A 23,581-nucleotide genomic window follows, 5' to 3' on the forward strand; every position below is an offset into this window, starting at 1 on the left:
TGACACGCTGCCGGCTCTGACACGCTGCCGGCTCTGACACGCTGCCGGCTCTGACACGCTGCCGGCTCTGACACGCTGCCGGCTCTGACACAGCCGCATATCCTGCCGCCATGCAGGAGTTGGAAACCGAGATCGCCCGGCTCGACGACCGCTTCCGGCCGATCGCCCAGGCGTCCACGCCCAGCCGAGACCTCCCCGCCGGGGCCTCGGCTGAGCGCGTCCTCAGGTCACTCATCAGCTTGTACGCCGAAAGCACCGAACCGGATCGAGCAGCCCTGCGCCGGCTGCTGGACCGGTACCGCTACTTCCGCTGGGGCGCCCACCTGCCCTACGAGTGGACCGGGGCGGCGGAGTTCCGGGCGCGGCTGATCCACCTGTCGCTGGTCGACCAAGGCGACGACACCCGCGACGAGATCCTGACCCTGCGCGACTACTGCACCCGCGCGTACGCCGAAGGCATCGAGGTCACCCCGATCGTCGCCGAGGTCGTGGCCATGTCGAGCGACGTCGACAAGTACGGCATGGGCTCGATGAAAGCAGTCCTCTCGGCGTACGCCCCCTGATACTCAGCACCGTCTCGTGTGGAGGGTGTTCCGGACTGGTCTTCGCTGCGGGTCGACGAAGGCGGGCGGGAGGAATTCGGGGAAGCCGTCTGGTCGCATGAGGACTTCCCAGTGCCCGTGGTGGATTTCGCGGTGGTGAAAACCGCAGAGCAGCACTGAGTTGGCCAGGCAGGTGGTTCCGCCGTCTGCCCAGGATCGGACGTGATGCCCGTGGCACCACTGGGGTGGCCGGTCGCAGCCGGGGAACGCGCAGCCCTTGTCCCGCAACACCAGCGCACGCCGCAGCGGGCCGTCGATAAGTCTGCGGGCGCGGCCGACGTCGAGCACTTGGCCGTCACCGCCGAGCACGGCTGGGATGATCATCGCGTCGCACGCGAGCCGTCGCACGGTCTCCGGGGTGAGCAGGTCGCCGGTGTCGAGCAAGCCCGCGCCGACCTTGGCTTGGAGGGCGTCCCAGGGCAGGGTGATCGTCAGGTGAGGTTTCTCGCCGCCGTTGTCGGGCAGCTCGCCTGCGTTCATGATCCGCTGGCACACCTCCACGAGGGCGTCAGCCCGCCGGGCGCCGGCCGAGCGCAGATCCGGCTCACCCGGCAGCACCCGACCCGACGCACGATCGCCCTCTACCGCATCCGCACCGCCGGCACCCGCACCGCCCCCATGCGCGCAGCCTCCGCCCGCACAGCCCGCAACACCGCCACTAGCACAGCCGGCAACACCGCCACTAGCACAGCCGGCAACACCGCCACTAGCACAGCCGGCAACACCGCCACTAGCACAGCCGGCAACACCGCCTCGTGTATCCGCGCCGACGTCAGCGCAGCCCGCACGGCCGCAAGCGCAGCCCGCAACACCGCTGCCGCCAGCGCCGGGGCCATCGTTAGGGGAGCAAGCGGCACAATTGCCCGTGGCATCGGGCAGTGCGGCAGCCGCAGCGGTGGGTGCGGGCTTGCGTGGTCCGGACAACGGATCCAACGCGGTCCGCACGATCGCAGCCATCTCGGAATCGAGGACACCGCGCACCGGTATTCCCCCTCCCCATAGGGAACGAGGGTGAAGTCACGCCGGTCGTAGGCGGATCGTTCGGCGCGTTCCAGATCGCGGCGCAGGCGTTCCAAGGCGATCTCCGGTGCGACCAGTTCCAGGATCTGCGACCGATGATTCTCCAGCGTCTCCGGTCGCAGCCGATCCTCGACCGCCAGCTTCGTCAACGCCTGGTCGGCTTTCGCCTTACCCACCTCACCCACGGCTGAGGGCAGGTCGTGCACGGTTTTGGTGATCACCCGCGCCTGCTCGACAGTGACCCGCCCGGCGGCGAGCGCTTCCTCGACCACGGGCGTCTCGGGCAGCAGCTTGGCCAGCTTGGTCCACACGACGGCATCGCGATGCCGCATGGCCAGCAGATAGGTCAGCCAGTTCGCGGTGCCGGTCGCACCTGCGGTGTAGGGGATCTCGCGACTGTCCGCCGCGCCGATCAACGTGAGTAGCCGGGCCGACAGCTGCTGGATCGTCGCATGAACTCGGCGGACTTCGTCGGTGATCTCGGTGTCCGAAAGTGTCCACAGGGGACCGGCGACCAGCTCGGCGACATCCGCCTCCACCTGCGCCAACAGCCCGCCCATGGGATCAACGTTAGAACGAAGGTACGACACCTTCCAGGGGGTCAAGGTCACCAGAATGTGCCACGTTCACCACCCAGTCAGTCCACAAGGGATGGAGCTGACAGCCCGCCCATGGTCCGCGGTTTCACGCCCGAATCCGTGATCGAGCGCACAAGCTGAGGTCTCGCGATGTACGCGCCGCCTCGGCGAAGGTGCGCACCAACTCGATCTGAACCGTATCCGCGAGATCGAGATCGGGGCCGTTCGCCCCCCGGGACGGCGAACCGCCGCGCGAGCAGCAGCCACGGCGAGCTGACCCGCGAGTCTGGACCGCCTGCTTCGAAAAGGCTCGAAGAGAGTCAGTCGACGAGGCGCGACTCAATGAGGGTCAGGCGGCCCAGATTGTGGGGCTCTGTCCCCATCTGCCAGGTGTCCTGCCACTTCCCCACCCGACCCTCGTCGGTGAAGGAGAGCCAGACGACCTGCACCGCCTGCGCCACGTCGGTGACATCCTGCTGGAGGGTCGAGGTCAGCGGGTCCTCGCCGGGAGCCAGCCGGGCCACGGTGTCGGTGATGACGTCGCCGTCGGCGAGCGTCCAGACGATGGTCACGTCGATCGCGGCGTACGCGGTGCAGGTGACGGTGCCGGTCAGGGTGCCGTCGACCGCCGAGAGGGACGGTTCGAGGTTCGGGCGTACGGCTCGGACCATGGCTTCCTGCGCCCGTTGGGCGGAAGCGTTGCTGGCCGCGGCCGCGCGGAGCGAGCCGAACGCGGCCACGGCCGCGAACACTCCGGCGGCCACCGTGCCCGCCGCCGACATGGCGCCGATCAGGGCGGTGTCGTTGCGTACGGCGATGAATGCCCCGAAGAGCACGACCAGGCCGACGACCACCAGCGCCGAGAGCAGCCACTTGTTCCGAACCATGATCGGCAGGGTAGCGGACTCCCCCGGTCGGGAAACCGGTTTGGTGGGCCGGGACGAGGCACGTAGGTTCGGATCTTGTGATGGACAAGCTCGTACCGGCCCGGCTGGGGACAAGTTACCGCTGGCTGCTGGCGTCGTCGTGGACGACCAACTTCGGTGACGGCATCGCCATGGCGGCCGGTCCGCTGCTGGTCGCCTCGCTGACCGACGAGCCGTTCCTCATCTCGGTCGCCGCGCTGCTGGGTTGGGCGCCGCCGCTCGTGTTCAGCCTGTACGCCGGGGTGCTGTCGGATCGGCACAATCGTCGCCGCATCGTGCTGACCGCCAACGCCGTACGCGTACTGATTCTGGCGGTGTTGGTGACGACGGTCGCCACCGGGACAGCGTCGGTCACCGTGGCACTGGTCGCGCTCGGGCTGCTGGCGACGGCGGAGGTCTTCGCCGACAACACGACGGCCACGTTGACGCCGATGCTGGTCAGCCGGGACGACCTGGCCATCGCCAACTCCCGGATCCAGACCGGGTTCATCACGCTCAACCAGCTCGCCGGTCCCCCGCTAGGGGCGGCGTTGTTCGCGGCTGGGACGGCATGGCCGTTCCTCGGGCAGACGCTCCTCGTGGTCGCCGGGACGCTGCTCGTCTCCCGGGTGGTCCTGCCGCCGCACGGCCGGGAAGCCACCGGTCGGCAAACCCGTGAGCTGCGCAAGGACCTGGCCGCCGGGTTCCGGTGGACGCTGTCCCACGCCGCTGTGCGTACCCTTGGCTTGACGATTTTGATCTTCAACGTGACCTTCGGCGCGGCCTGGAGCGTGCTGGTCCTCTACGCGCAGGATCGCCTCGGCCTGGGGTCGGTGGGTTTCGGCCTGATGACCACGGTGGGTGCGGTCGGCGGCCTGGTGGGGACGGGTCTGTACGGCTGGATCACGCGGCACGTGAGTCTGGGCGACATCATGCGGGTGGGGTTGATCATCGAGACCTTGACCCATCTCGGTCTGGCGCTGACCCGCTCGCCTTGGCTGGCCGCCGGGATCTTCTTCCTGTTCGGGGCGCACGCCTTCATCTGGGGCACCACCTCGATCACGGTACGCCAGCGCGCGGTCCCGACGGAGCTGCAAGGACGCGTCGGCGGCGTGTACACCATCTGCGTCTACGGCGGGCTGGTGGTGGGTTCGGCGATCGGCGGTGTGCTGGCCACGAAGTACGGGGTGACCGCGCCGTTCTGGTTCGCCTTCGCGGGATCGGCCGTCTTCGTGGTCGCGTTGTGGCGGCAGGTCTCCCGGATCGCGCACGACGACGAGCCGCACAGCGAACGTCCACTGGAGACCGTCTCCGCCTGAGCGCGGGGTTCCGGGACTTCCGGCGGCGCGTCACGCTTTCGCGGCGCACTGTGAGAGGCAGATCACGGATATGCATGCTTCAGCGGGCTGTTTTGGCCTGCGTATCCGTGATCTGGTGGTATTCGGCGGCGGCCTGCGGGCGGGCCTGCGGGCGTCAGCCGGTTCGGGCGGGGCGCTCGGAGCGGGCGGCCCAACGACCGTCCTGATGCGTGACCGTGATGGGGTGGCTGAACGCGGCCGACACCGTCTCGGTGGTGATCGCCGAATCCACCGGACCGGACGCCACGACGCGGCCCGACGCGAGCAACGCCGCGTGGGTGGTCGTCTCGGGCAGCTCCTCCAGGTGATGCGTCACCAGCACGGTCGCCACGCCCGGCCGCTCCACGGCGAGTCGGTCGATGATCTCGAGCAGCTGCTCCCGGGCAGCGACGTCCAGCCCGGTGCACGGCTCGTCGAGCAGCAGCAGCTCCGGCTCGGCGACCAGCGCCCGTGCGATCAACGCCCGGCCCCGCTCGCCTTGCGACAGCGTCGGCCATTCGGCCTCGATCCGGGCGGTCAGTCCCAGATCCTCCATCAGCTCGTACGCCCGATCGGACTGCTCCGGAGTGGGCTTCCAGCGCGACGGCACCTCGATCGTGCCGGTGACACCGGTGAGGACCACCTCGGCGACGGTCAACGGCGACCGCAGCGGATGCCGGGGGTTGACGTGACCGATCCGGCGGCGCAGCGCCTGCAGCTCGACCCTGCCCAGCTGCTCGCCGAGCACGTGCACCGATCCCGACGTCGGGTGGGTGACCGCGCCGCAGAAGCCGAGCACGGTGCTCTTGCCCGCGCCGTTCGGCCCGAGCAGCGCCCAGTGCTCGCCCCGGCCGACGCCGAGCGAGATCCCGTGCAGGATCTCTTTGCCGTCCCGACGGAAGGTGACGTCCTGCAACGACAGCACTGCGCTCATGCGGGCACCGTAACGGGATGGGCGGGACCAGCGCCGGGTCCCGGCCCTGGTCCCGCCTGGTGGTCTGTCAGTTGTGCAGGTCGCGGACGGCGTACCGGGCGGCGGGTTGCCAGCCGAGCAGGGCCCGGGCGCGCTCGCCGCTGACCGCCTGGTCCAGGGCCAGCGCGTCGGCGAAGGGCTCGCCGAGGGTGGCCGCGGCATCCGGGCGCAGCCACAGTTCGGCCCGCCCGATGCCACCGGCCGCCAGGTCGGTCGCGGCGGCCAACGCGGCCACCGACACCGCCGGCTCGTCGACGCCGTGGAGCAGTGTGCCCGCCGGAGCGGACTCGACGGCGAGCGCGTACAGGTCGGCGAGGTCGTCGACGTGCACCATCGGCCACCGCGTCGCCGGGCTGCCGAAGTAGCGGCCGACTCCGTGCTTGCGAGCGAGGTTCAGCAGCAGCGCCGGGATGCCGCCGTCGCGTCCGTAGACGATGCCCGGCCGGATCACGACGGACCGTACGCCCCGGTCGGCGGCCGCCAGCACCTGCTGCTCGATGAGCGGCCGGTAGGAGACGATCGGCAACGGGTTCGTCGGCGCGCTCTCGTCCACCGGCTCCCGGCCGGTCTGGCCCAGCACCCAGATGCCGCTCGTCTGCACCAGTACCCGCCCGGCCAGCGCGTCGATCAGCGCCGCGGTGGCCGCCTCGTCGGCAGCCTGGTCGCCGCTCGACGTGGCCGCGTTGACCACCGCGTCGATGTCGTCACCGATGGCCGCCACGAGCGTCTCCGGCCGGGTCAGGTCGCCGATCCGCACCTCGTACGCGCTGCCGGCGGCCGCTTCGCGGGTCAGCGCGACCACCTCGTGGCCCCGTTCCCGCAGCTTCCGGGCGACAGCCGAGCCGATGTAGCCGGTCGCGCCGATCACCAGGACCTTCATGGCGTTTTCCTCTTTCTTGAGAATCTCAACGTTGAGATAATCGAACGCCGCCGACCCCTTGACGTCAAGTAGTTCAACGTTGAGATACTCGTCTCGTGAGCACCCGGAATAATCCGGCCCGGAAGCCGGCCGCGGCCGACGACGCGGTCACTGCCGGAGCCACCGACGCCGTCGATGCGGTCATCGGCCAGTGGGCCGCCGAACGCCCCGAGGTCGACGTGTCGCCGATTCAGATCGTCGGGCGCATCTCCCGGTTGTCCCGCCACTTCGAGCGGGAGCTGAAGACCCATTTCGCCGGTTTCGACCTCGAGCGGTGGGAGTTCGACGTGCTGGCGACGCTGCGCCGGTCCGGCAAGCCGTATGAGCTCAGCGCCGGAGCGCTGCTCAAGATGGCGCTCGTGACGTCGGGTGCGATGACGAACCGCATCGACCGACTCGAGGCCAGAGGGCTGGTCGAGCGCCGCAGCGACGCGGCCGATCGGCGTACGGTGCTGATCCGGCTCACGCCGCAGGGTCGCAAGACGGTCGACACGATCCTCGTCGGGCACATGGCGAACGAGGAACGGATGCTCGCCACCCTCACCGGCGACGAACGCCAGGAGCTGGAAGGCTTGCTGCGTAAGCTTCTGGTGGCCTTCGGCGACCTCCCCTAGCGGCGCGCGAACACCATTCCGCCGGGCAGTTCGGCGTACGGGCTGAGGGTCAACGTGGCCTCGACGGTGAACCCGGACTCCCGCAGCCAGTCCGCCACCCGCTCGGGACGCCGCCGGTGGACGTGGACCTTCATCGGGTGCCCGCCGTAGCCCTCGGTCTTCAACCGAGAGCCGTCGCCGACGTGGAACCCCACCAGCATCGGCCCGCCTGGCCGCAGTACGCGCCGGAAGTGCGCGAACACCGTCGGGATCAGCTCGTCGGGGATGTGGATCAGCGACCAGAACGCGAGCAGCCCGGCCACCGAGGCGTCGGCGAGCGGAAGCTCGGTCATCGATCCGACCGCGAACCGCAGACCCGGATGTTCTCGCCGGGCCACCTCGATCATGCCGGGCGAGAGGTCGACGCCGAACGTGTCCACCCCCAGATTCCGCAGGTACGCCGTGACGAATCCTGGTCCACAGCCGACATCCGCGACCGGGCCGTCGCCGGCGGCGCGGACCAGATCCGCGAAGAGCGTCAGCGCGCTGTTCAGGAAGGGCTTGCCGGCCAGCGAGTCCCGGACTTGATCGGCGTACGCGGCCGCCACGGTGTCGTACGAGACGCGGGTGTCGGCCAGCCAGCCGTCGGTCGCCATGGCCACGACCCTAGCCCTCAGCCGACCCAAGCCCTCGGCGTACTGGCCGCCGCACGGGATCGGGGCGCGCTCGATATTGGCACGCTCGAAAAGATAGACATTTAAAGTAAGCTTTCTTAATAATTGCGGGATGTGGAACGACTCGCTTCCCGCGCGCCGTGCTTCGGTGCGCTCCCACCGGGGGCGGCTGTTGCTCGCCCTCGCCATCTCGCTGGCGACCACCCTGGTCACGGCGGTAGTCATCGCCCCCACCGGCCAGGCCGCCGAGACCAACGCGGTCGCCTGCACCGGGTACGCCGCCTGGGCCGAGGGCACCACGTACAAGGCGGGTGACAAGGTCACCTACTCCGCTCACCTCTACGAGGCGCTCGTCGGGCACACGGCGTACCCCGGGGCGGGGTGGAACCCGGCCGCGACCCCGTCGCTGTGGAAGGGCCTGGGGGCCTGCTCGGGTTCGACGTCGAGCCCGTCGGCCTCGCCCTCGACCTCACCCACCCGGTCGACCTCCCCGTCCCCCTCGACCTCGCCGACACGCAGCACCTCCCCGAGCGCGTCGCCGAGTCGGAGCACCTCTCCGAGCCCGACACCGTCTTCCACCGGATCGACGTGTGCGGTCAAGTCCCGTCCCGCCGGCAAGGTGCTGCAGGGGTACTGGGAGAACTGGGACGGCGCGTCGAACGGCGTACACCCGGGAATGGGCTGGATCCCGATCACCGACTCGCGCATCGCCGCCCACGGCTACAACGTCATCAACGCGGCGTTCCCGGTGATCCGGTCGGACGGCACCGCGCTGTGGGAGGACGGCATGGACGCCGGAGTCAAGGTCTCGACCCCGGCCGAGATGTGCGCCGCCAAGGCGGCCGGCGCCACGCTCCTCCTCTCGATCGGCGGCGCGGCGGCGGGCATCGACCTCAGCTCGTCCACCGTGGCCGACCGGTTCGTCGCGACGATCGTGCCGATCCTCAAGACGTACAACTTCGACGGGATCGACATCGACATCGAGACCGGGCTCACCGGCAGCGGCAGCATCAGCACGCTGTCGACGTCGCAGGCCAACCTCATCCGCATCATCGACGGCGTCCTCGCCGCGATGCCGGCCAACTTCGGCCTCACGATGGCGCCCGAGACGGCGTACGTGACCGGCGGCAGCGTCACCTACGGCTCGATCTGGGGCGCGTACCTGCCGATCGTCAAGAAGTACGCCGACAACGGCCGTCTGTGGTGGCTGAACATGCAGTACTACAACGGCAGCATGTACGGCTGCTCGGGCGACTCCTACTCGGCCGGGACCGTGCAGGGCTTCACCGTGCAGACCCAGTGCCTCAACACCGGCCTGGTCATCCAGGGCACCACGATCCGGGTGCCCTACGACAAGCAGGTTCCCGGTCTGCCGGCGCAGTCCGGCGCGGGCGGCGGCTACATGGCCCCGTCGTCGGTCTCCCAGTGCTGGAACAGCGTCAGCGGGCTCAAGGGCCTGATGACCTGGTCCATCAACTGGGACGGTTCGAAGGGCTGGACCTTCGGCGACAACGTGAAGTCGCTGCAGGGACGCTGAGCTGGAAGCCGGGAGTCCTCCGAAGTGGAGGGTTCCCGGCTTTGTCGGTGGGCCGTTCTAGACTTCGGCCCCATGGCGATGGTGAGTTTCGTCGACGAGACGACCGCGGGCGAGCGCAGCACCGCGTGGCATCTGGAGATCTTCGAGGAGCGCCTGCCGCTGCGTGAGGTGATCCGCCGCCGGGTGTTCCAAGAGGTGGCCGAGCACAACGCCAAGGGCGGCGACGTCTTCCGCGGGCTCGTGCAGCCCACCGGCGCCGAGCGGACGCTCAACGGCTTCAAGCTCACGCAGCCGCGCCGGGTCGACCCGGAGGAGCAGGCGGCCAAGGCGCTGGAGGCATTCTCCCGCAACGGTTTCGTCGTTCTGGTCGACGACCGTCAGGTCGAGGACCCGGAAGCGATGGTCGAGCTGTCCCGGGGCACCCAGATCACCTTCCTCAAGCTCGTGCCGCTGGTGGGTGGCTGATGTCCGTCGCGGCTGCCCTCGTCGACCACGTCCAGCGTCTCGCCACGCTCGCCCGGTCCGGCGAGGTGGACGCTCTCGCCGACGAGACGGTCGCCTGGTCGGCGTGCGTCGCCGGGGCGGATGACGACCCGCGCGGCAAGCATCTCGCCCAGCGTCAGGCGAACGCTCGTCAGTCGTTGCGCCGGCTCGATCCCGCTCACACCCCGCTCCTGCTCAGTGCGCTGCTCGACCGGGCCGCCGAGCTGCCGGACGCCCGCCAGCTCGGCGTACTCGCCGCAGTGCTCGACGGGCTGGTCAAGCCGTACTCCATCAGCAAGGACCCCGAGGACGCCGAGATCGCGCTGGCCTTCTGCGCCCGGCACGTCACCTATTTCCGCGGCGACCACCTGCGGGACCTCGCCGACCGGGTGCTCGGGGCAGGGCGGCCGCTGCCGCTCGACGCGCTCGCGGTCATCCGGCGCTCGGCGGTCCACGGCTATTGGAACGACGCCCGGGAGCTGGCCCCGTTGCTCGCCAAGCTGACCGATCTGCCGACCGTCAACGTCGGCGAGCAGTGGGCCGATAGGGCGCTCGCCGACGTGGCCGCGATGCCGCCAGCCGAGGCGGAGCGCTGGCACGCGCTGTTCGTTCACGCGGCCACCGCCACCAGCGCAAAGCCTTCGGCCAAATGGGAGACCGCCGCTCACAAGCTCCTCGGCGAGTTGGCCGAGCCCGGCGTGCGACTGCGGGAGTGGCTGAGTCTGGTCGGCCGGGCGCGGACGATCCGGCTCGTCCGGGCGCAGTGGGACGCCGACGTCAACGAGTCCTTCGACCCGCACAACGCGACCGTGCTGCGTGGGCTGATCTGGTTGCTGGCCGTCGGCGACGCCGCCGAGCATCCGGAGACGGCTCGCGTACTGGGCGGGCTGGTGGAGACGGCGCTGAAGAAGGCGCCCGGCATCGGCCCCCGCAACCCGAAGGTCGCCAACGCCTCCGTCTACGCGTTGTCCCGCATCCAATCCGATGACACGCTCGCCCAGATCGCTCGGTTGGCCTCCCGGGTCACCTACAAGGGCACGCTCAAGGAACTCAACGCGGCGCTCGACAACCGGGCGAAGGCGCTCAACCTCACCCGTGACGAGGTCGAGGAGCTGGCCGTACCGACCTACGGCCTGACCGGCGTCGGCGTACGCGTGGAGCGGTTCGGTGCGACGACGGCCACTTTGGACGCCGCCACCGGAACGGTCAGCTGGCTCAACGCCGCCGGGAAGGCGGTGAAGTCCCCGCCCGCCGCCGTGAAGACGGACTACGCCGAGGAACTAGCCGAGTTCAAGGCAGCCGTCAAGGACGTCGACAAGATGCTGGCGGCCCAGACCGAGCGCCTCGACCGTCAGTTCCTCGCCCAGCGGGTTTGGCCGTTCGGGGCGTGGCGCGAACGCTACCTCGACCATCCCTTGGTCGGAACACTGGCGCGACGGCTGATCTGGCTGGTAGACGACACGGCTTGCGCATTCGAGGACGGCTCTCTGCGTACCGTCGAGGGAAAGCCGGTCACCGGCGAGAGCGTGCGCCTGTGGCACCCGATCGACCGCGACGTGGACGAGGTGCTGGCGTGGCGGGCGTGGCTGGAGACGCGGCGCGTGACCCAGCCGTTCAAGCAGGCCCACCGCGAGGTCTATGTGCTGACGGCGGCGGAGGAGAACACTCGGGCCTACTCCAACCGATTCGCCGCGCACATCCTGCGGCAGCACCAGTTCCATGCGCTGGCCGCAGCCCGGGGCTGGCGCAACAAGCTGCGGATGATGGTCGACGACACCTACGAACCCGCGTGCCGTGAGCTGCCGCAGTGGGGCCTGCGCGCGGAGTTCTGGATCGAGGGCGCGGGGGAGGACTGGCAGACCGACACGACCGAGTCCGGGGCCTATCTGCGGCTCGCCACCGACCAGGTGCGGTTCTATCCCGTCGTCGCGCCGGCCAACCACGCGCACGCCGGTGGCGGTGGCTACGAGCAGTGGGTGCATCAGGAGGAGCAGCCGACCGACCCCCTGCCTCTGGCCGACATTCCGGCGCTGGTGCTCAGCGAGGTGCTGCGCGACGTCGACCTCTTCGTCGGGGTGGCCAGCGTCGGCAACGATCCGACCTGGTCCGACGGCGGGCCGGACGGCCGGTTCCGGGAGTACTGGGAGTCCTTCAGCTTCGGCGCGCTGAGCGGCACGGCGCAGACACGTCGCGAGATGCTCGAACGGCTCGTGCCGCGGCTGGCCATCGCCGAGCGCGCGCACGTCGAAGGCCGGTTCCTCGTCGTGCGCGGCGACCTGCGCAGCTACAAGATCCACCTCGGCTCCGGCAACATCCTGATGACGCCGAACGACCAGTACCTCTGCATCGTGCCGAAGCAGTCGCCGGGCACACCGACCGACGTGTTCCTGCCGTTCGAGGGTGATCGGGTGCTGGCGGTCATCCTCAGCAAGGCGCTGATGCTGGCCAAGGACACAGCGATCACCGATCCGACCATCACCCGACAGCTCGCGTTTCGCTGATGGAGGATCAGCTCGATCGCCTGCTGGCGACCGCACCGATGCCAGCCGTCGCACTGACGGTCTTCGACGCGGACGACGTGCTCTACCAACGCGTACGCGGGGTGGCCGATCGCACCACCGGCCGCCCCGTCACCGCCGACGACTGGTGGGACCTGGCCAGCCTGACGAAGACGCTGGTCACGTTGCCGGAGGTGCTGTCGCGGTTCGACCTCGACGCGCCGCTGTCGGAGGTCTGGCCGGAATCCGCAGGCCATCCGGTCGCCGCGGCGACGGTACGCCAGATGCTGTGCCACACCGCCGGACTGCCCGCGACCGTTCCCTTCTACCGGGGCGGCCCCGACATCGTCGAGCGCGCGTTGGCCACGCCGCTGGAACGTCCACCTGGGACAGATGCGGTCTACAGCGACCTCGGCTTCCTGCTGCTCGGCGCGGCCCTCGGCCCGGAGCTGCCCAAGCTCGCCGCCGCCCGCTCCGGACTGCGATTCGGCCCGGTCCCCCCTGATTCGGCTGTCGCCACTGAACATTGCGAGTGGCGGCAACGGATCGTCGTCGGCGAGGCGCACGACGAGAACGCGTACGCGATGGGCGGAGTAGCCGGGCACGCCGGGGCGTTCGGCACGATCGACCTCGTCACGGCAGCGGCCCGAGCCTGGTTCGCCGACTGCGTCGTGAGCCCGGAACTGCACTACGCGGCCCGGCAGCGCTGGTCGGCGAACGCCGACGGGGAGCGGTTCGGGCTCGGCTGGTGGCTGCCCCCGACGCGGGGGCTCGGCGGGCCGCGTCCGGGCCCCAGCGCGTACGGCTGTGGCGGGTTCGTCGGCAATCGCATCTGGTTCGAGCCGGCGTACGGGTATGGGGTGGTGATCCTCAGCAACCGGATCCATCCGCATCGGGATACCCGGCCGGCCTTCGACGCATGGTGCGATCAGGTGCTGGGCTTCCTCAGCGGTCCGACCGCTCGCTCCTGACCCACGCCGGCGGCCGGCCCGACCCAATCCGGTCCCGCCCGATGATCAGGGTCACTTTCACGTCGTCATGACCCTGATCATGAAGGCTCGACTATGTCCCCGTGTGGAACCGCAGGAGCAGCGCGGTACGGTCGCCCACGATCGGCCGGACGTTCGCGATCAGCCCGCTGAGGAGCTGCGCCTGCGCCGGAGTGGGCATGCTGTAGGTCGTAGCCGCTCCGTGCGCCAGCCACGACGCGAGATCGGTTCGGGCCGTTCGACGCAGCCGCTCGTCGGAGTCGGCGTACAGGCGCAGGTCCAGGATCACCCGCTGCCAGACGTTCGCCGCCGCCAGCAGCCGGTACGCCGCGAACCGGGTGTGCGTGGGAGTCTCCGGGTGAACCAGCCGCTCCAGGTGATCACAATCCAGCTCACCGGCGATCCGTAAGAGGCTGGTTCTCGCCTGCGCCACGACCGCCGACGAATTGTCGCGCAGCATCGGCAGCAACATCGCCTGGTCGACGTTCCCGATCCGGCGCAACGCGACGACCGTAGCGGCCCGGACGCGCGCCTGCGGATGGCGTAGCCAGCGCCGAAGCCGGGCGGCGTCCCGCTGATCGCCGACCTCCCCGAGTCCCGCGATAGCGCCCGTAGTCGGGTCATCCGCGTCCACCAGAGCTCGATACCTGGCCAGCACCTCCATACCCGCGATACGCAGCACGTTTCTGGCCACGGTCCGGACGATCTGACTACGGTCGGCCAACAGCGCTTCGGCTTCGGCGTACTCGCCGCGCTTCGCCAGCACGTGCACCGCCTCGGCTCGCACCAGCCCGGTGCGGCCATGCGCCAGCGACCGCAACTCCGCCAAGCCCGTCGTCCCGGCGATAGCCGCCCGGGCGCACATCGCGCGTACGGTCTGATCCGGGTCGGCGGTCGCCGCCGCGATGAGCTGCGGGGTGGTCAGCTGACCGGATTCGATCAGCATCTGGTACGCCGTCCGCCGCGCCCGGTGTGCGCGTACCGGCAATACCGCCTGTACCTCCGACGTGGTGAGCGACCGCAGTCTGTCGCGGGCCGCCTCGGCCAGCCATTCGTGGGACGCGCGGCGGTCGAGGTGGAATGCGATGTCCACAAGCGACGACAGTTCGACGAGCGGCATGGCGGGGAGTCGGCGGGCGAGTGCCTTACGGGCTGCCGCCCGGACGACGGGAACCCAGTCGCCGGATCGGAGTGCGAGCACGGTGACCGCCACCGGATCCGGTGTCGTCGCCAGCAACGCCGTCGCGGCTTCCCGGAGGTAGCCGGACGGGTGACTCGCCGCCATCGCCAGCCGCAGCAGATCGTCCTCGCCTTCGGTCAGCCGGACGGCCAAGGCGTGTGTCCAGACGGGTGCCCCCTGCCATTCTCGGCGCACCTCTTCGTCCAGCAGCGACCAGAATCGAGCCGACGCCGTACGCATCGCTGCGAGAACGATCGCCCGGTCGCGGGGTGCGCCGTCGCGGCTGAGGGCGATGAGCTGCCGGGCGAGGTCCGTTGGCAGCGCGTCGGCGGCCCGGCGGACTTCTCCGGCGACGGCTACCCCATCCGTCACGTCATTGGGGTAGTCGGACACCGTGGACAGCGGTATCCGCCGAACCCAGTCCATCAGCCTGCCGCGTACGCCCACCACCAGGACATCGTCGCAGCGGCGTCCACCGAATTCGCCGACCCGTCTTGATCAGGGTCACTTTCACGTCGTCGTGGCGCGTCATGGCGACGTCATGGCGACAGGGAAATGACCCTGATCATGAAAGGCCGCCAGGTCAGGGCCGCGGGCGACGGCGTCGGCGTTGGCGTACCGCCAGCTGGAACACCCAGAGCCAGCCGACGACGATCGACAGCCGCTGCCACAGCCCAGCGGTGTCCACAAGCGACGAGCCCGGCTCGAAGCCCGTTCCGGCCAGGAAGAACAGCACGAGGAAGACCACTCCGCTGACTACAGAGTAGACCGCCCGCACCGGTGACCGGCGGCGCGCGAAGGCGTACCCGAAGAAGAACATCGCGAATGCGAGCCCTGCGAATGCCGCGACCGAGAGGAGGTCGTGCAGCGAGCCGTGCCAGCTGTCGCCGCGCGCGGCCGTGGGGTAGCCGTTGACCGGGTCCGTCGTGAAGAGGCCGGCGCCGATGAGCCCGAGGCCCCAGAGGCCGACGAGTAGTGGGCCGGCCAGCGCGCCGGGTCCCGGGCGGAGGCTGCGGCGCAGGCCGACCGCGAACAGGATCGTCAGGATGCCGCAGATCAGGAAGTTCACGACTTGTTGCCAGCCGCCTGGGCCGAGCGCGAGCGAGCTGACCGGATGACGCATCGAGTCGTAGCCGTGGCGGAACGCGCCTTCCAGGACGAACGCGAGGACGAAGAGCGGACCGGCGATGAGACCGCAGGTCAGCAGGCGGTTCGGCGGGATGGGCGGGCGGTCCGGGGTGGCCGCGCCGACGAGCGTGAGGGTCGTCGTCATGCGTCAACCGTAGTTGACAGGCGCACGAGCGTCAACCAAAGTTGACAGCAGCCACGTCGGCTACAGCACCCAGCCGAAGCTCCGGGCCGTCCAGCTCGGTGTCCGCGCCTCGTAGAAGTGGTGCGCGCGAACTCGCGCGTCGCCGGAGTCCAGCTCGATATGACTTGCCCCCCGGGCACGCGCGAAGGAGCACGCGGCGTCCAGCAACAGCGTTCCCAGCCCCTGCGATCGACGGCCCGGATGCGTGGCGAGGTCTTCGACCCAGCATCGCCGGCCGAATCGGACCGACACGATGTCCAGGTACGCGGTGCAGAATCCGACCACGCCGGAGTCCACGGCCGGGGACTCCACCGCGATCAGCACGGTGCTGTCGTCGGCGGCGAGCGCCTGGCGTACGCGGTCGGCCGCAATGTCGGGATCCCAGCTCGGCGGCGGCGATCCGGGCGGGGCGAACAGCCACTCGTAGGCGGCCACGACGGCGGGCACGTCGTCCTCGAACGCCGTCCTGATCACAACATCTGTCATGGCTGTCACCGTAGGCGGCGCCGTCCGTGCTACAGAACGCGCGACAGCGAGGGGGTGGGGCCAGCCTCACCCCCGGAAGGGAGGTCTGCGTCATCGCGCCGCGCTCGCCAGATCTTTACCGTGGTCGCATGCGCGCACTCCTGAGGGCTTGGCGATCAGCCGTCCTCATCGTCACCGGTCCCCCGATCGGCTTAGCCGGATTCGTGGTGATCGCCCTAACGGGTGCGTTCTGGCCCCGCGTCATCGGCCCGTTCGTCGCCGGGTGGCATCGACGGCGGTACACGGCCTTGCTCGGCGTACGCCTCGTTCCGCCGGCCCCCGGCCAGGGCGTACGCCGGCAGCTGGCGTTCGGGCTGCTCGCCGGACCGCTGTCGGTGATCTCGGCGGCGGTCGTGATCGTGTGCTGGTCGGTGGCGATGCTCGGGGCGATCTGGCTCAGCTTCGGCTGGGTGGTGCCGCAGGACTCGACCGGCTGGCTGCACTATCAGGATTCCCTGGTCACCACGCTGGTGGCGATCGCCGCGTCGCTGATGTTGATCCTCGGATTCGTGGCCGCCCGCCAGCTCGCCCGGCTGGAACTCCTGCTCGCCGGTCGGATGCTCCAGGCCAGCCGGGTCGAGGCGTTGTCCGTACGCGTGGACGCGCTGGCCGAGAGCCGGGCGGAGGTCGTCGACGCGGCCGACGCGGAGCGCCGACGGATCGAACGGGACCTGCACGACGGGGCGCAGCAGCGGCTCGTGTCGCTGGCGATGAACCTCGGCATGGCGCGCGCGACCCTGACCGACAGCGATCCCAGGGTCACCCAGGCCCTCGCCGACGCACACGACGAGGCAAAGCTCGCGTTGAGCGAACTTCGTCAGCTCGTCCGCGGTCTGCATCCGGCAGTGCTCGACGATCGCGGGCTGGACGCGGCGCTGTCCGGGATCGCCGCGCGCTCCCCCATCCCCGTACGCGTGACCGTCGACGTCCCTGACCGTCCCTCCAGGACGATCGAGGCGGTGGCGTACTTCGTGGTCGCCGAGGCGTTGACCAACGTCGCCAAGCATGCCGGCGCGTCGTCGATCACCGTGACGGTCCGGCGGGCCGGTTCCCGGCTGTCGGTGGTGATCGCCGACGACGGCCGGGGTGGCGCCGACCCCGCCGGCGGCACCGGCCTGCGCGGCCTGACCCAACGGGTCGGCTCGGTCGACGGCGTGCTGCGGCTGAGCAGCCCGGTCGGCGGCCCGACGACGATCGAGGTGGAGCTGCCGTGCGAGTCGTGATCGGTGAGGATTCCGTGCTGCTCCGCGAGGGTCTCGTACGCCTGCTGACGGCGAGCGGCATGGAGGTGGCCGCGACCGCCGGGGACGCGGAGACGTTCCTGAAGGCGGTCGCCGAACATCGGCCGGACGTCGTGGTCCTCGACGTACGCATGCCGCCGTCGTTCACGGACGAGGGACTGCGGGCGGCGTTGGTGCTGCGACGGCAGTACCCGGAGATCGCCGTCCTGGTCCTGTCCCAATACGTCGAGGAGCGGTACGCCATCGAACTGCTGTCCGGCCCGCCGAGCAAGGTCGGTTACCTGCTCAAGGACCGGATCGCCGATGTGGGCGACTTCCTCGACGCGCTCCGCCGGGTCGCCGACGGCGGCACTGCCCTCGATCCGGAGGTCGTCGCCCAGCTCCTCGTACGCCGCCACCGCGACCCGATGGAACGGCTCACGCCCCGGGAGCGCGAGGTCCTCGCCTTGATGGCGGAGGGCCGCTCGAACTCCGCGATCGCGGCCGCGCTGTTCGTCAGCGACAGCGCGATCGAAAAGCACGTCAACAGCATCTTCACCAAGCTCGACCTGCAACCGGCCGACGGCGACCACCGCCGCGTCCTCGCCGTCCTGCGCTTTCTGGAGGTTTCCCCGTGACCACCCCCACCGACACCGTGCGTCCGTCGCGTCGCTGGCAGCTGTTCGGCGGCCTCGCCACCGTCTTCGTCGTGCTCGTCGGCGCCGGGATCGCCTGGGCGGTCGTCGGCAGCACCGGGCTCAACCGTGTCGTCGAGAACGCCCGTTACGACCGTGCGGTCTCCCGTATCGTCTTCGACGACGTCGAGTCCGGCGACATCACCATCCGCGCCGAGGCCGGCAACACCGGCGTCGCGGTCCAGCGAACCCTGCACTGGACCACGCAGAGCCCGACGATCCGCGAGAACTGGGACGGCGACGTGCTCACCATCGGCTTCGACTGCCCCCGCTGGGGTTTCGGCTCAGGCTGCGGCGTCGACTACACCCTCGACGTTCCGCCCGCGGTCCAGCTGCAGATCCAGGTCAGCTCGGGCGACGTCCGGCTCGGCGGGCTCACCGCCCCGGCGCGCGTCCACACGACCTCGGGGGACGTGCGGGTCAGCGACATGCACGCGGACACCCTCACGGTGCAGGCCACGTCCGGCGACATCACGCTCGACGACATCTCCATCGGTACGCTCAACGCCGAGGCCACGTCCGGTGACGTGCGAGCGCAGTACACGACTCCGCCGACCTCAGCGGACATCAGCGTCGTCTCCGGCGACGTCACCGTCACGCTGCCCAGCGACGCGACGGCGTACGAGGTGCATCTGGAAAGCACGTCGGGCGACCTGCACAGCGACGTCCAGTCGACCCCGGGCGCGACCGCGAAGCTCCGGCTCGCCACGACCTCCGGCGACGTGCGCGTACGCCGTGGTTGACGGGCAGAAACCCACGCCGTCTTCACAGCTTCTTGATCGTCTTCCGCGTATCGTCGTGGCGTGAGGATTCGCACCACCGTCACCGTCCTGGTACTCGCCGTGATCGCCGCAACCGCCGCCATTCTCCTCACCCGGCCGGTTGCGGCGCCCACTCCGGTCAGCGCCCCCGAGACGTCGCCCGCACCGCTCGCCGCCGTACGCCATCCCACCGAACCGCACCGCCCGGCGCCGATCCCCGCGCACGGCAGCGGCACGTTCACCGTCGACCCGTCGGCCGGTCCGCTGCTCGGCACAGCCGGCCGCCTGCGGCGATTCCACATCGCCGTCGAGACCACCGTCGCCGACGGGCTGCCCGACTTCACCCGCATCGTCGACGAGACGCTCGGCGACCGCCGCAGCTGGATCGGCGACAACCAGCACCGGTTCCAGCGCGTACCGGCGAACGCCGCCGCCGACTTCACCATCTACCTCGCCACCCGGGACACCGCGTACCGGCTGTGCCGTGCGGGCGGCGTGAACATCCGCGTCAGCGGCGTTCCCTACACCTCCTGCCGTCGTACCGGAGCCGTCGTCATCAACTACGACCGCTGGCGGCTCGCCGTCCCCGACTACACCGCCGCCGGTACGCCGTTGGCCACCTATCGCGCGTACGTCATCAATCACGAGGTGGGCCACGAACTCGGGCACGGCCACGTCCCCTGCCCCGGCAGCGGCCGGGCCGCCCCCGTCATGCAGACCCAGACGCTGGGACTGCGCGGCTGTGTCGCGAACCCCTGGCCCGATAAGGACGGACACTGATCCACATCCCGAAAAGTGTCGCGGCGGGGCCGGATTCCGACACGGAACGGGATGTGGATCATGGCGGCTGACGGCGCGCCGGAACGGGATCCGGGGCTGGGTAGAGTGGCCGGTCATGACCGACACCGACCTCGCGCCAGGCTGGGACGCTATCGACGCCGCGCTGGCGCGGCTGTATCCGGGAATCGAGCCGCTGCACTACGGGACGATCCTCAAGTGGTCGCTGGGCGGCGACGATCCGCTCGACGGGGTCAGCGTGTACCGCCGCGAGGACCACTGGCACTTCGTCACGTACGGGATGTCGGAGCTGTACGTCAAGGAGTCCAGCGACCCGGACGTCTCCGGTTGGGGCTTCGAGTTCACGTTCCGCCTCATCCGCGCCGCCGATGAGGAGCAGCCGCCGGTATGGGCGCTGAACTTCCTGCAGAACCTGGCGCGGTACGTCTTCTCGACGGGGAACGTCTTCGAGCCCGGGCACCACATCAACGCGAACGGGCCGATCGCGGTCGACCAGCCGAGCACGCTCATCCGGGCGGCTACCTTCGCCGATGATCCCGAGCTGGGAGTCCTCGACACTCCACACGGGACGGTGCGGTTCCTCCAGATCGTCGGGATCACCCTCGACGAGTACGCCGCCGTCGAGCTGTGGGACGCCACCCGGCTGCTGAGCGTGCTCTCGGCGTATCTGCCGAATCTCGTGACGGACCTGAACCGCGCGAGCCTGACCGAGAACGCGGAGGTCGCCGCCGCGATCGCGGAGGGTGTACGCCGCGACGGGTCGTCGACGGGCGGGATCTTCACCGATGTCGCCGCGTGGCGGCGCGAGGGTGACGTGACCGTCGTGCGGCTGGGCGCGAACGCCGCGCCGCGGATCGGGCGGCTGGCGCACGCCCGGGTGAGTCATGGGCAGGGACTGCTTGTGCAGTCGTCCGACAGCGCGATCGGCTTCCGGGCCGGAGACTCGTTCGCGGTTCAGGAGAACGACGGCGTGCTGGAGATCTTCCTGTCACCGGCGGAGGCCGCGGAGTTCGCCCGCATCGCCCAGCCGCGCGCGGGGCGGTATGAGTTCGCGGGGCTGGTGCTGGAGATCGAGAAGTCGCTGATCCGCAACCCGGAGGGCGAGGTCGTCGAGGAGATCGGCTGATCAGCGGCGGGCACTGACCAGGTGACCCTCCCAGGGTGGCCGTCGCCACACTGGTCACATACCCCCTGGGGGTATAAGCTCCCTCCTGAACACAGGGAGGAACACCATGGACCACAGCAGTCACGGCAGCGGGCACGGCAGCGGGCACGGCCAGGACCAGATGCAGCACACCGGCCACGAGCACCATCAGATGGACCACGCGCAGATGGACCACGCGCAGATGGACCACGCGCAGATGGACCACGCGCAGATGGACCACAGTGCGCACGCCGCACACGGAGCGCAGGGGGTTCACGGCGCTCACGGCGCTCACGGCGCGCAGGGTTCGCGGGTGCCGTGGTCGACGGCGATCCAGGCGACGCTGCACTGCTTGCTCGGCTGCGCCATCGGTGAGGTGCTGGGCATGGTCCTCGGCACGGCGTTCGGCCTGCACAACGCGGCGACCGTGGTGCTGTCGGTCGTCCTGGCCTTCGTCTTCGGGTACGCCCTGACGATGCGCGGTGTGCTGCGCGCCGGGGTGGATTGGCGTACCGCGGTGAAGGTGGCGCTGGCGGCCGACACGGTGTCGATCGCCGTGATGGAGCTGCTGGACAACACCGTGATGGTGACCGTGCCGGGCGCGATGGACGCCGGCCTGACCAGTGCGCTGTTCTGGGGCGCGCTCGCGTTCTCGCTGGTGGTCGCGTTCTTGGTGACCACGCCGGTGAACCGCTGGCTGATCTCGCGCGGCAAGGGGCACGCGGTGGTGCACCAGTACCATTGACGATCATGGGCGACCCGAACGGTACCGAACGCGTCGACGTCATCGACTTCGGACGGCCGTCACCCCGGAGGCGAACCGGGGTGACGGCCGTCGTCGTGCTCGTGGTCGCCGTGGTGATCGGGGTCGGCTACCAGCTGCTCGATCAGCCGGAGAAGACGAGCCCGACGCCGCAGCCGTCCACCAGTTCGGCAGCGGGCGGTCCGCTCGAAACGGGGGGAGGCCGCTGCTGGTCCCAGGATGGCAACCGGCTGCAGCTCGGCGTACAGGTGCGGAATCCGGCCGGCGAGGCGGTGCTCCAAGGGCTCCAGGTCGATCTGCCGCTCGGCGGGCTGCGGCAGATCAGCGCGGCCTGGGGCGACTGCGGGGAGCCGTCCGCACAGGACGCCACTACCGAACTCCGGGTCGGCCCGGGTGCGACCGCCTGGCTGTCCGCGACCTTCGAGCTGCTCGAGAAGTGCCCGGCGCCCTATCCGGTGCGGTTCATCGTGGCGTACCTGGACGGCGCGGGCATCGCCCGGCAGGACCTCATCGGCTCGTTCCCCGACCTCGGCGGAGTGCCCTTCCCCGGCTGCTCCGGCTGACGGCCACCTCGCTGGGAGGGGGCCGGCCCCGGCGGTGCGGGCCGGGGCCGGCGTTCGAGCGAGGGGTGGTTCACATCAGGCGCGATACGCGTTCCAAGCGCTCAGCATGCGGGTCGCCTGCCCGGCCGTGAACTCGTACATGCACGAATCGTAGGTGTAGTCCATGAAGTTGTGGATGGGGTCGACGCCCGACTGCGTGCACGTGTCCCGACCGGTCGGGCACGCGTACGCCGCCGACTTCTCGCGCGGGGTGTCCGAGACGCTGTCACCGGTGGCGCCACAGGCTCCCTGGAACGTGTGGTAGAGGTTCAGCCAGTGGCCGATCTCGTGCGTCGCGGTGTCGCCGAGGTTGTAGTTGGTGGCGCTGCCGCCCGGCAGGGACTCGTCGAGGATGACCACGCCGTCGTAGGTGCCGATGCTGCTCGTCGGGAAGGTCGCCCAGCCGAGCAGGTCGTCGGAGAGGTCTCCGGTGTAGATGTTGAGCGTACCGTCGCCGCCAGTCCGCAGCGCGGCCTTCATCGCGGTCTCGGTGGACGAGCCGTACACGATCGGGTACCAGGCCGCGTTGGTCCGGCGGTCGATCGACTGCAACGTGAACTGGAACGACGTGTTCGTCGCGTACGCCGCGTTGAGGACGGCGATCTGGTTGGTGATCCAGCTGTCCGGGATGTTGCCGTTGGCCTGCGTGCCATCCTCGCTGATCACGTGGAACACCACGGGAATCGTGATGACGGCCTGGATGCCGATGTCGGCCGTCGCGCTGCGGGCCGACACCCGGGCGGCGAAGTCCTTCTCGCGTTCGGCTACCTGGGCGGCGGTCAGCTCGTTCGGGTCGTGCCGGGCCGCGGAACCGTTGCGGGACCGCGCGTCGGCGGCACCGGCGGCCTCCGGGTCATAGCAGGCGGCGTCAGGTGCGGCGGCTGCGACGAAGGCGGCGGGCGCGCCGGTCAGGATGGCCGCGGCGGCCATCATGGTGAGCCCGGCCGCACTGATCGTTCGGCGGATGCGCATACGTTACCTCTTCCTCCCCAGTGGCCCCACGGGGTGAGCGGAGCCACGTCCATCGATGAAGAGGAGCGTATTGCGAATTTCGAGATATCGAAATATTGGACACTGTTAAGTGTCTATTGCGGCTGGCTGGGAACCAGCCGGGAGCCTGACATACGGCTCGGCGGCGACCGTTCCCGGCCGCCGCCGAGGTGGCCGACGAAGTCAGCCGGCGATCGAGCCGACTGATCAGGCGGTCGGCGCCGCGGGCGGCAGCGGACCGGCCGGCGTGACGGTCACCGGCGCGGTCTCCTCCGACGGCATCAGGATCCAGAGGATCGGGTAGATCAGGATCTGGCTGCCCGGGATGACGAGCAGGATCAGGGCGAACAGCAGCCGCGCGGGCCACGGGTCGATGCCGAAGCGGCGGCCGAGGCCGGCGCAGACGCCGCCGAGCACGCGACCCTCGCGCGGACGGATGAGTCCTTCCTGACGCATGGACGCGTGGACGGTCTCCATGGTGAT

At 69.9% G+C, this 23,581-nt stretch carries 25 protein-coding genes; 14 read left to right on the forward strand and 11 right to left on the reverse strand.

Features of this window, described 5'->3' with window-relative positions; all coding sequences use genetic code 11:
* Nucleotides 1-110 precede the first annotated feature (110 nt).
* Nucleotides 111-563: a hypothetical protein gene (locus tag HDA40_RS14650; protein ID WP_253756017.1), complete on the forward strand. Its 453-nt coding sequence runs from the start codon at nucleotides 111-113 to the stop codon at nucleotides 561-563.
* 3 nt (nucleotides 564-566) lie between these two features.
* Here HDA40_RS14650 and HDA40_RS14655 read toward each other — a convergent pair whose 3' ends face one another.
* The 3 genes from HDA40_RS14655 to HDA40_RS14665 form a co-directional block, all read right to left on the reverse strand.
* Nucleotides 567-1,160 carry an HNH endonuclease signature motif containing protein gene (locus tag HDA40_RS14655; protein ID WP_253756019.1) on the reverse strand — a complete coding sequence of 198 codons (594 nt, stop codon included), beginning with the start codon at nucleotides 1,158-1,160 and terminating at the stop codon, nucleotides 567-569.
* Between the two features lie 23 nt (nucleotides 1,161-1,183).
* On the reverse strand, nucleotides 1,184-2,182 hold the full coding sequence (locus HDA40_RS14660; protein ID WP_253756021.1) for a 13E12 repeat family protein: 999 nt from the start codon (nucleotides 2,180-2,182) through the stop codon (nucleotides 1,184-1,186).
* A gap of 338 nt (nucleotides 2,183-2,520) precedes the next feature.
* The gene (locus HDA40_RS14665; protein ID WP_253756023.1) at nucleotides 2,521-3,087 is read right to left on the reverse strand and encodes a hypothetical protein; all 567 of its coding nucleotides are present in this window, start codon (nucleotides 3,085-3,087) and stop codon (nucleotides 2,521-2,523) included.
* An 80-nt stretch (nucleotides 3,088-3,167) separates the two neighbouring features.
* Here HDA40_RS14665 and HDA40_RS14670 point away from each other — a divergent pair, with 80 nt between their 5' ends.
* Nucleotides 3,168-4,424, forward strand: a complete 1,257-nt coding sequence (locus tag HDA40_RS14670; protein WP_253756025.1) for an MFS transporter — start codon at nucleotides 3,168-3,170, stop codon at nucleotides 4,422-4,424.
* A 154-nt stretch (nucleotides 4,425-4,578) separates the two neighbouring features.
* On the opposite strand, the gene HDA40_RS14675 is transcribed toward HDA40_RS14670, so the two are convergent.
* Nucleotides 4,579-5,376, reverse strand: coding sequence for an ABC transporter ATP-binding protein (locus HDA40_RS14675; RefSeq protein WP_253756027.1), 798 nt, complete (start codon nucleotides 5,374-5,376; stop codon nucleotides 4,579-4,581).
* A 67-nt stretch (nucleotides 5,377-5,443) separates the two neighbouring features.
* Complete coding sequence (locus HDA40_RS14680; RefSeq protein WP_253756029.1) at nucleotides 5,444-6,295, reverse strand: NAD-dependent epimerase/dehydratase family protein; 852 nt, start codon at nucleotides 6,293-6,295, stop codon at nucleotides 5,444-5,446.
* Between the two features lie 95 nt (nucleotides 6,296-6,390).
* Here HDA40_RS14680 and HDA40_RS14685 point away from each other — a divergent pair, with 95 nt between their 5' ends.
* Nucleotides 6,391-6,948 (forward strand): MarR family winged helix-turn-helix transcriptional regulator, encoded by a 558-nt coding sequence (locus HDA40_RS14685; RefSeq protein WP_253756030.1) that lies wholly within the window; start codon nucleotides 6,391-6,393, stop codon nucleotides 6,946-6,948.
* Here the strand turns inward: HDA40_RS14685 and HDA40_RS14690 are convergent.
* Complete coding sequence (locus HDA40_RS14690) at nucleotides 6,945-7,583, reverse strand: class I SAM-dependent DNA methyltransferase (protein ID WP_253756032.1); 639 nt, start codon at nucleotides 7,581-7,583, stop codon at nucleotides 6,945-6,947. The two genes, HDA40_RS14685 and HDA40_RS14690, sit on opposite strands and share 4 nt — an antisense overlap.
* Nucleotides 7,584-7,713: 130 nt before the next feature.
* Here HDA40_RS14690 and HDA40_RS14695 point away from each other — a divergent pair, with 130 nt between their 5' ends.
* The 4 genes from HDA40_RS14695 to HDA40_RS14710 all read left to right on the forward strand — a co-directional run bounded on the left by HDA40_RS14695 (nucleotide 7,714) and on the right by HDA40_RS14710 (nucleotide 13,090).
* Nucleotides 7,714-9,138, forward strand: coding sequence for a carbohydrate-binding protein (locus HDA40_RS14695; protein ID WP_253756034.1), 1,425 nt, complete (start codon nucleotides 7,714-7,716; stop codon nucleotides 9,136-9,138).
* 72 nt (nucleotides 9,139-9,210) lie between these two features.
* Nucleotides 9,211-9,603 carry a ribonuclease E inhibitor RraB gene (locus HDA40_RS14700; RefSeq protein WP_253756036.1) on the forward strand — a complete coding sequence of 131 codons (393 nt, stop codon included), beginning with the start codon at nucleotides 9,211-9,213 and terminating at the stop codon, nucleotides 9,601-9,603.
* Nucleotides 9,603-12,122 (forward strand): DUF4132 domain-containing protein, encoded by a 2,520-nt coding sequence (locus HDA40_RS14705; protein ID WP_253756038.1) that lies wholly within the window; start codon nucleotides 9,603-9,605, stop codon nucleotides 12,120-12,122. Before HDA40_RS14700 ends, HDA40_RS14705 begins: the two co-directional genes overlap by 1 nt.
* Nucleotides 12,122-13,090 carry a serine hydrolase domain-containing protein gene (locus tag HDA40_RS14710; protein ID WP_253756040.1) on the forward strand — a complete coding sequence of 323 codons (969 nt, stop codon included), beginning with the start codon at nucleotides 12,122-12,124 and terminating at the stop codon, nucleotides 13,088-13,090. The genes HDA40_RS14705 and HDA40_RS14710 overlap by 1 nt, the downstream gene beginning before the upstream one ends.
* A 91-nt stretch (nucleotides 13,091-13,181) precedes the next feature.
* On the opposite strand, the gene HDA40_RS14715 is transcribed toward HDA40_RS14710, so the two are convergent.
* The 3 genes from HDA40_RS14715 to HDA40_RS14725 all read right to left on the reverse strand — a co-directional run bounded on the left by HDA40_RS14715 (nucleotide 13,182) and on the right by HDA40_RS14725 (nucleotide 16,086).
* A complete protein-coding gene (locus HDA40_RS14715) occupies nucleotides 13,182-14,660 on the reverse strand; it encodes a hypothetical protein (protein ID WP_253756042.1) in 1,479 nt (492 codons plus the stop codon).
* Between the two features lie 211 nt (nucleotides 14,661-14,871).
* Entirely contained in the window at nucleotides 14,872-15,561 is a 690-nt protein-coding gene (locus tag HDA40_RS14720) for a DUF998 domain-containing protein (protein ID WP_253756044.1), read from the reverse strand.
* 60 nt (nucleotides 15,562-15,621) lie between these two features.
* Complete coding sequence (locus tag HDA40_RS14725) at nucleotides 15,622-16,086, reverse strand: GNAT family N-acetyltransferase (RefSeq protein ID WP_253756046.1); 465 nt, start codon at nucleotides 16,084-16,086, stop codon at nucleotides 15,622-15,624.
* A 128-nt stretch (nucleotides 16,087-16,214) separates the two neighbouring features.
* Between HDA40_RS14725 and HDA40_RS14730 the strand changes: the two genes are divergently transcribed.
* The 7 genes from HDA40_RS14730 (at nucleotide 16,215) to HDA40_RS14760 (ending at nucleotide 22,069) form a co-directional block, all read left to right on the forward strand.
* Nucleotides 16,215-17,348: a sensor histidine kinase gene (locus HDA40_RS14730; protein ID WP_253756048.1), complete on the forward strand. Its 1,134-nt coding sequence runs from the start codon at nucleotides 16,215-16,217 to the stop codon at nucleotides 17,346-17,348.
* Nucleotides 17,336-17,983: a response regulator transcription factor gene (locus tag HDA40_RS14735; protein WP_253756050.1), complete on the forward strand. Its 648-nt coding sequence runs from the start codon at nucleotides 17,336-17,338 to the stop codon at nucleotides 17,981-17,983. Before HDA40_RS14730 ends, HDA40_RS14735 begins: the two co-directional genes overlap by 13 nt.
* The gene (locus HDA40_RS42125) at nucleotides 17,980-18,783 is read left to right on the forward strand and encodes a DUF4097 family beta strand repeat-containing protein (RefSeq protein WP_253756052.1); all 804 of its coding nucleotides are present in this window, start codon (nucleotides 17,980-17,982) and stop codon (nucleotides 18,781-18,783) included. Before HDA40_RS14735 ends, HDA40_RS42125 begins: the two co-directional genes overlap by 4 nt.
* A gap of 60 nt (nucleotides 18,784-18,843) precedes the next feature.
* On the forward strand, nucleotides 18,844-19,581 hold the full coding sequence (locus HDA40_RS14745) for a DUF3152 domain-containing protein (protein ID WP_253756054.1): 738 nt from the start codon (nucleotides 18,844-18,846) through the stop codon (nucleotides 19,579-19,581).
* A 115-nt stretch (nucleotides 19,582-19,696) separates the two neighbouring features.
* On the forward strand, nucleotides 19,697-20,725 hold the full coding sequence (locus tag HDA40_RS14750; protein ID WP_253756056.1) for a suppressor of fused domain protein: 1,029 nt from the start codon (nucleotides 19,697-19,699) through the stop codon (nucleotides 20,723-20,725).
* A 106-nt stretch (nucleotides 20,726-20,831) separates the two neighbouring features.
* Nucleotides 20,832-21,488, forward strand: coding sequence for a DUF4396 domain-containing protein (locus HDA40_RS14755; RefSeq protein ID WP_253756058.1), 657 nt, complete (start codon nucleotides 20,832-20,834; stop codon nucleotides 21,486-21,488).
* Nucleotides 21,489-21,493: 5 nt separating this feature from the next.
* Nucleotides 21,494-22,069, forward strand: coding sequence for a hypothetical protein (locus tag HDA40_RS14760; protein ID WP_253756060.1), 576 nt, complete (start codon nucleotides 21,494-21,496; stop codon nucleotides 22,067-22,069).
* A 75-nt stretch (nucleotides 22,070-22,144) separates the two neighbouring features.
* Here the strand turns inward: HDA40_RS14760 and HDA40_RS14765 are convergent, their stop codons facing one another.
* Both HDA40_RS14765 and HDA40_RS14770 read right to left on the reverse strand, forming a co-directional pair.
* On the reverse strand, nucleotides 22,145-23,080 hold the full coding sequence (locus HDA40_RS14765; RefSeq protein ID WP_253756062.1) for a zinc metalloprotease: 936 nt from the start codon (nucleotides 23,078-23,080) through the stop codon (nucleotides 22,145-22,147).
* Between the two features lie 225 nt (nucleotides 23,081-23,305).
* Nucleotides 23,306-23,575, reverse strand: a complete 270-nt coding sequence (locus HDA40_RS14770) for a PspC domain-containing protein (protein ID WP_253756064.1) — start codon at nucleotides 23,573-23,575, stop codon at nucleotides 23,306-23,308.
* Nucleotides 23,576-23,581 lie beyond the last annotated feature (6 nt).

It is taken from the genome of Hamadaea flava (assembly GCF_024172085.1).
GTDB classification, from domain to species: Bacteria; Actinomycetota; Actinomycetes; order Mycobacteriales; family Micromonosporaceae; genus Hamadaea; species Hamadaea flava.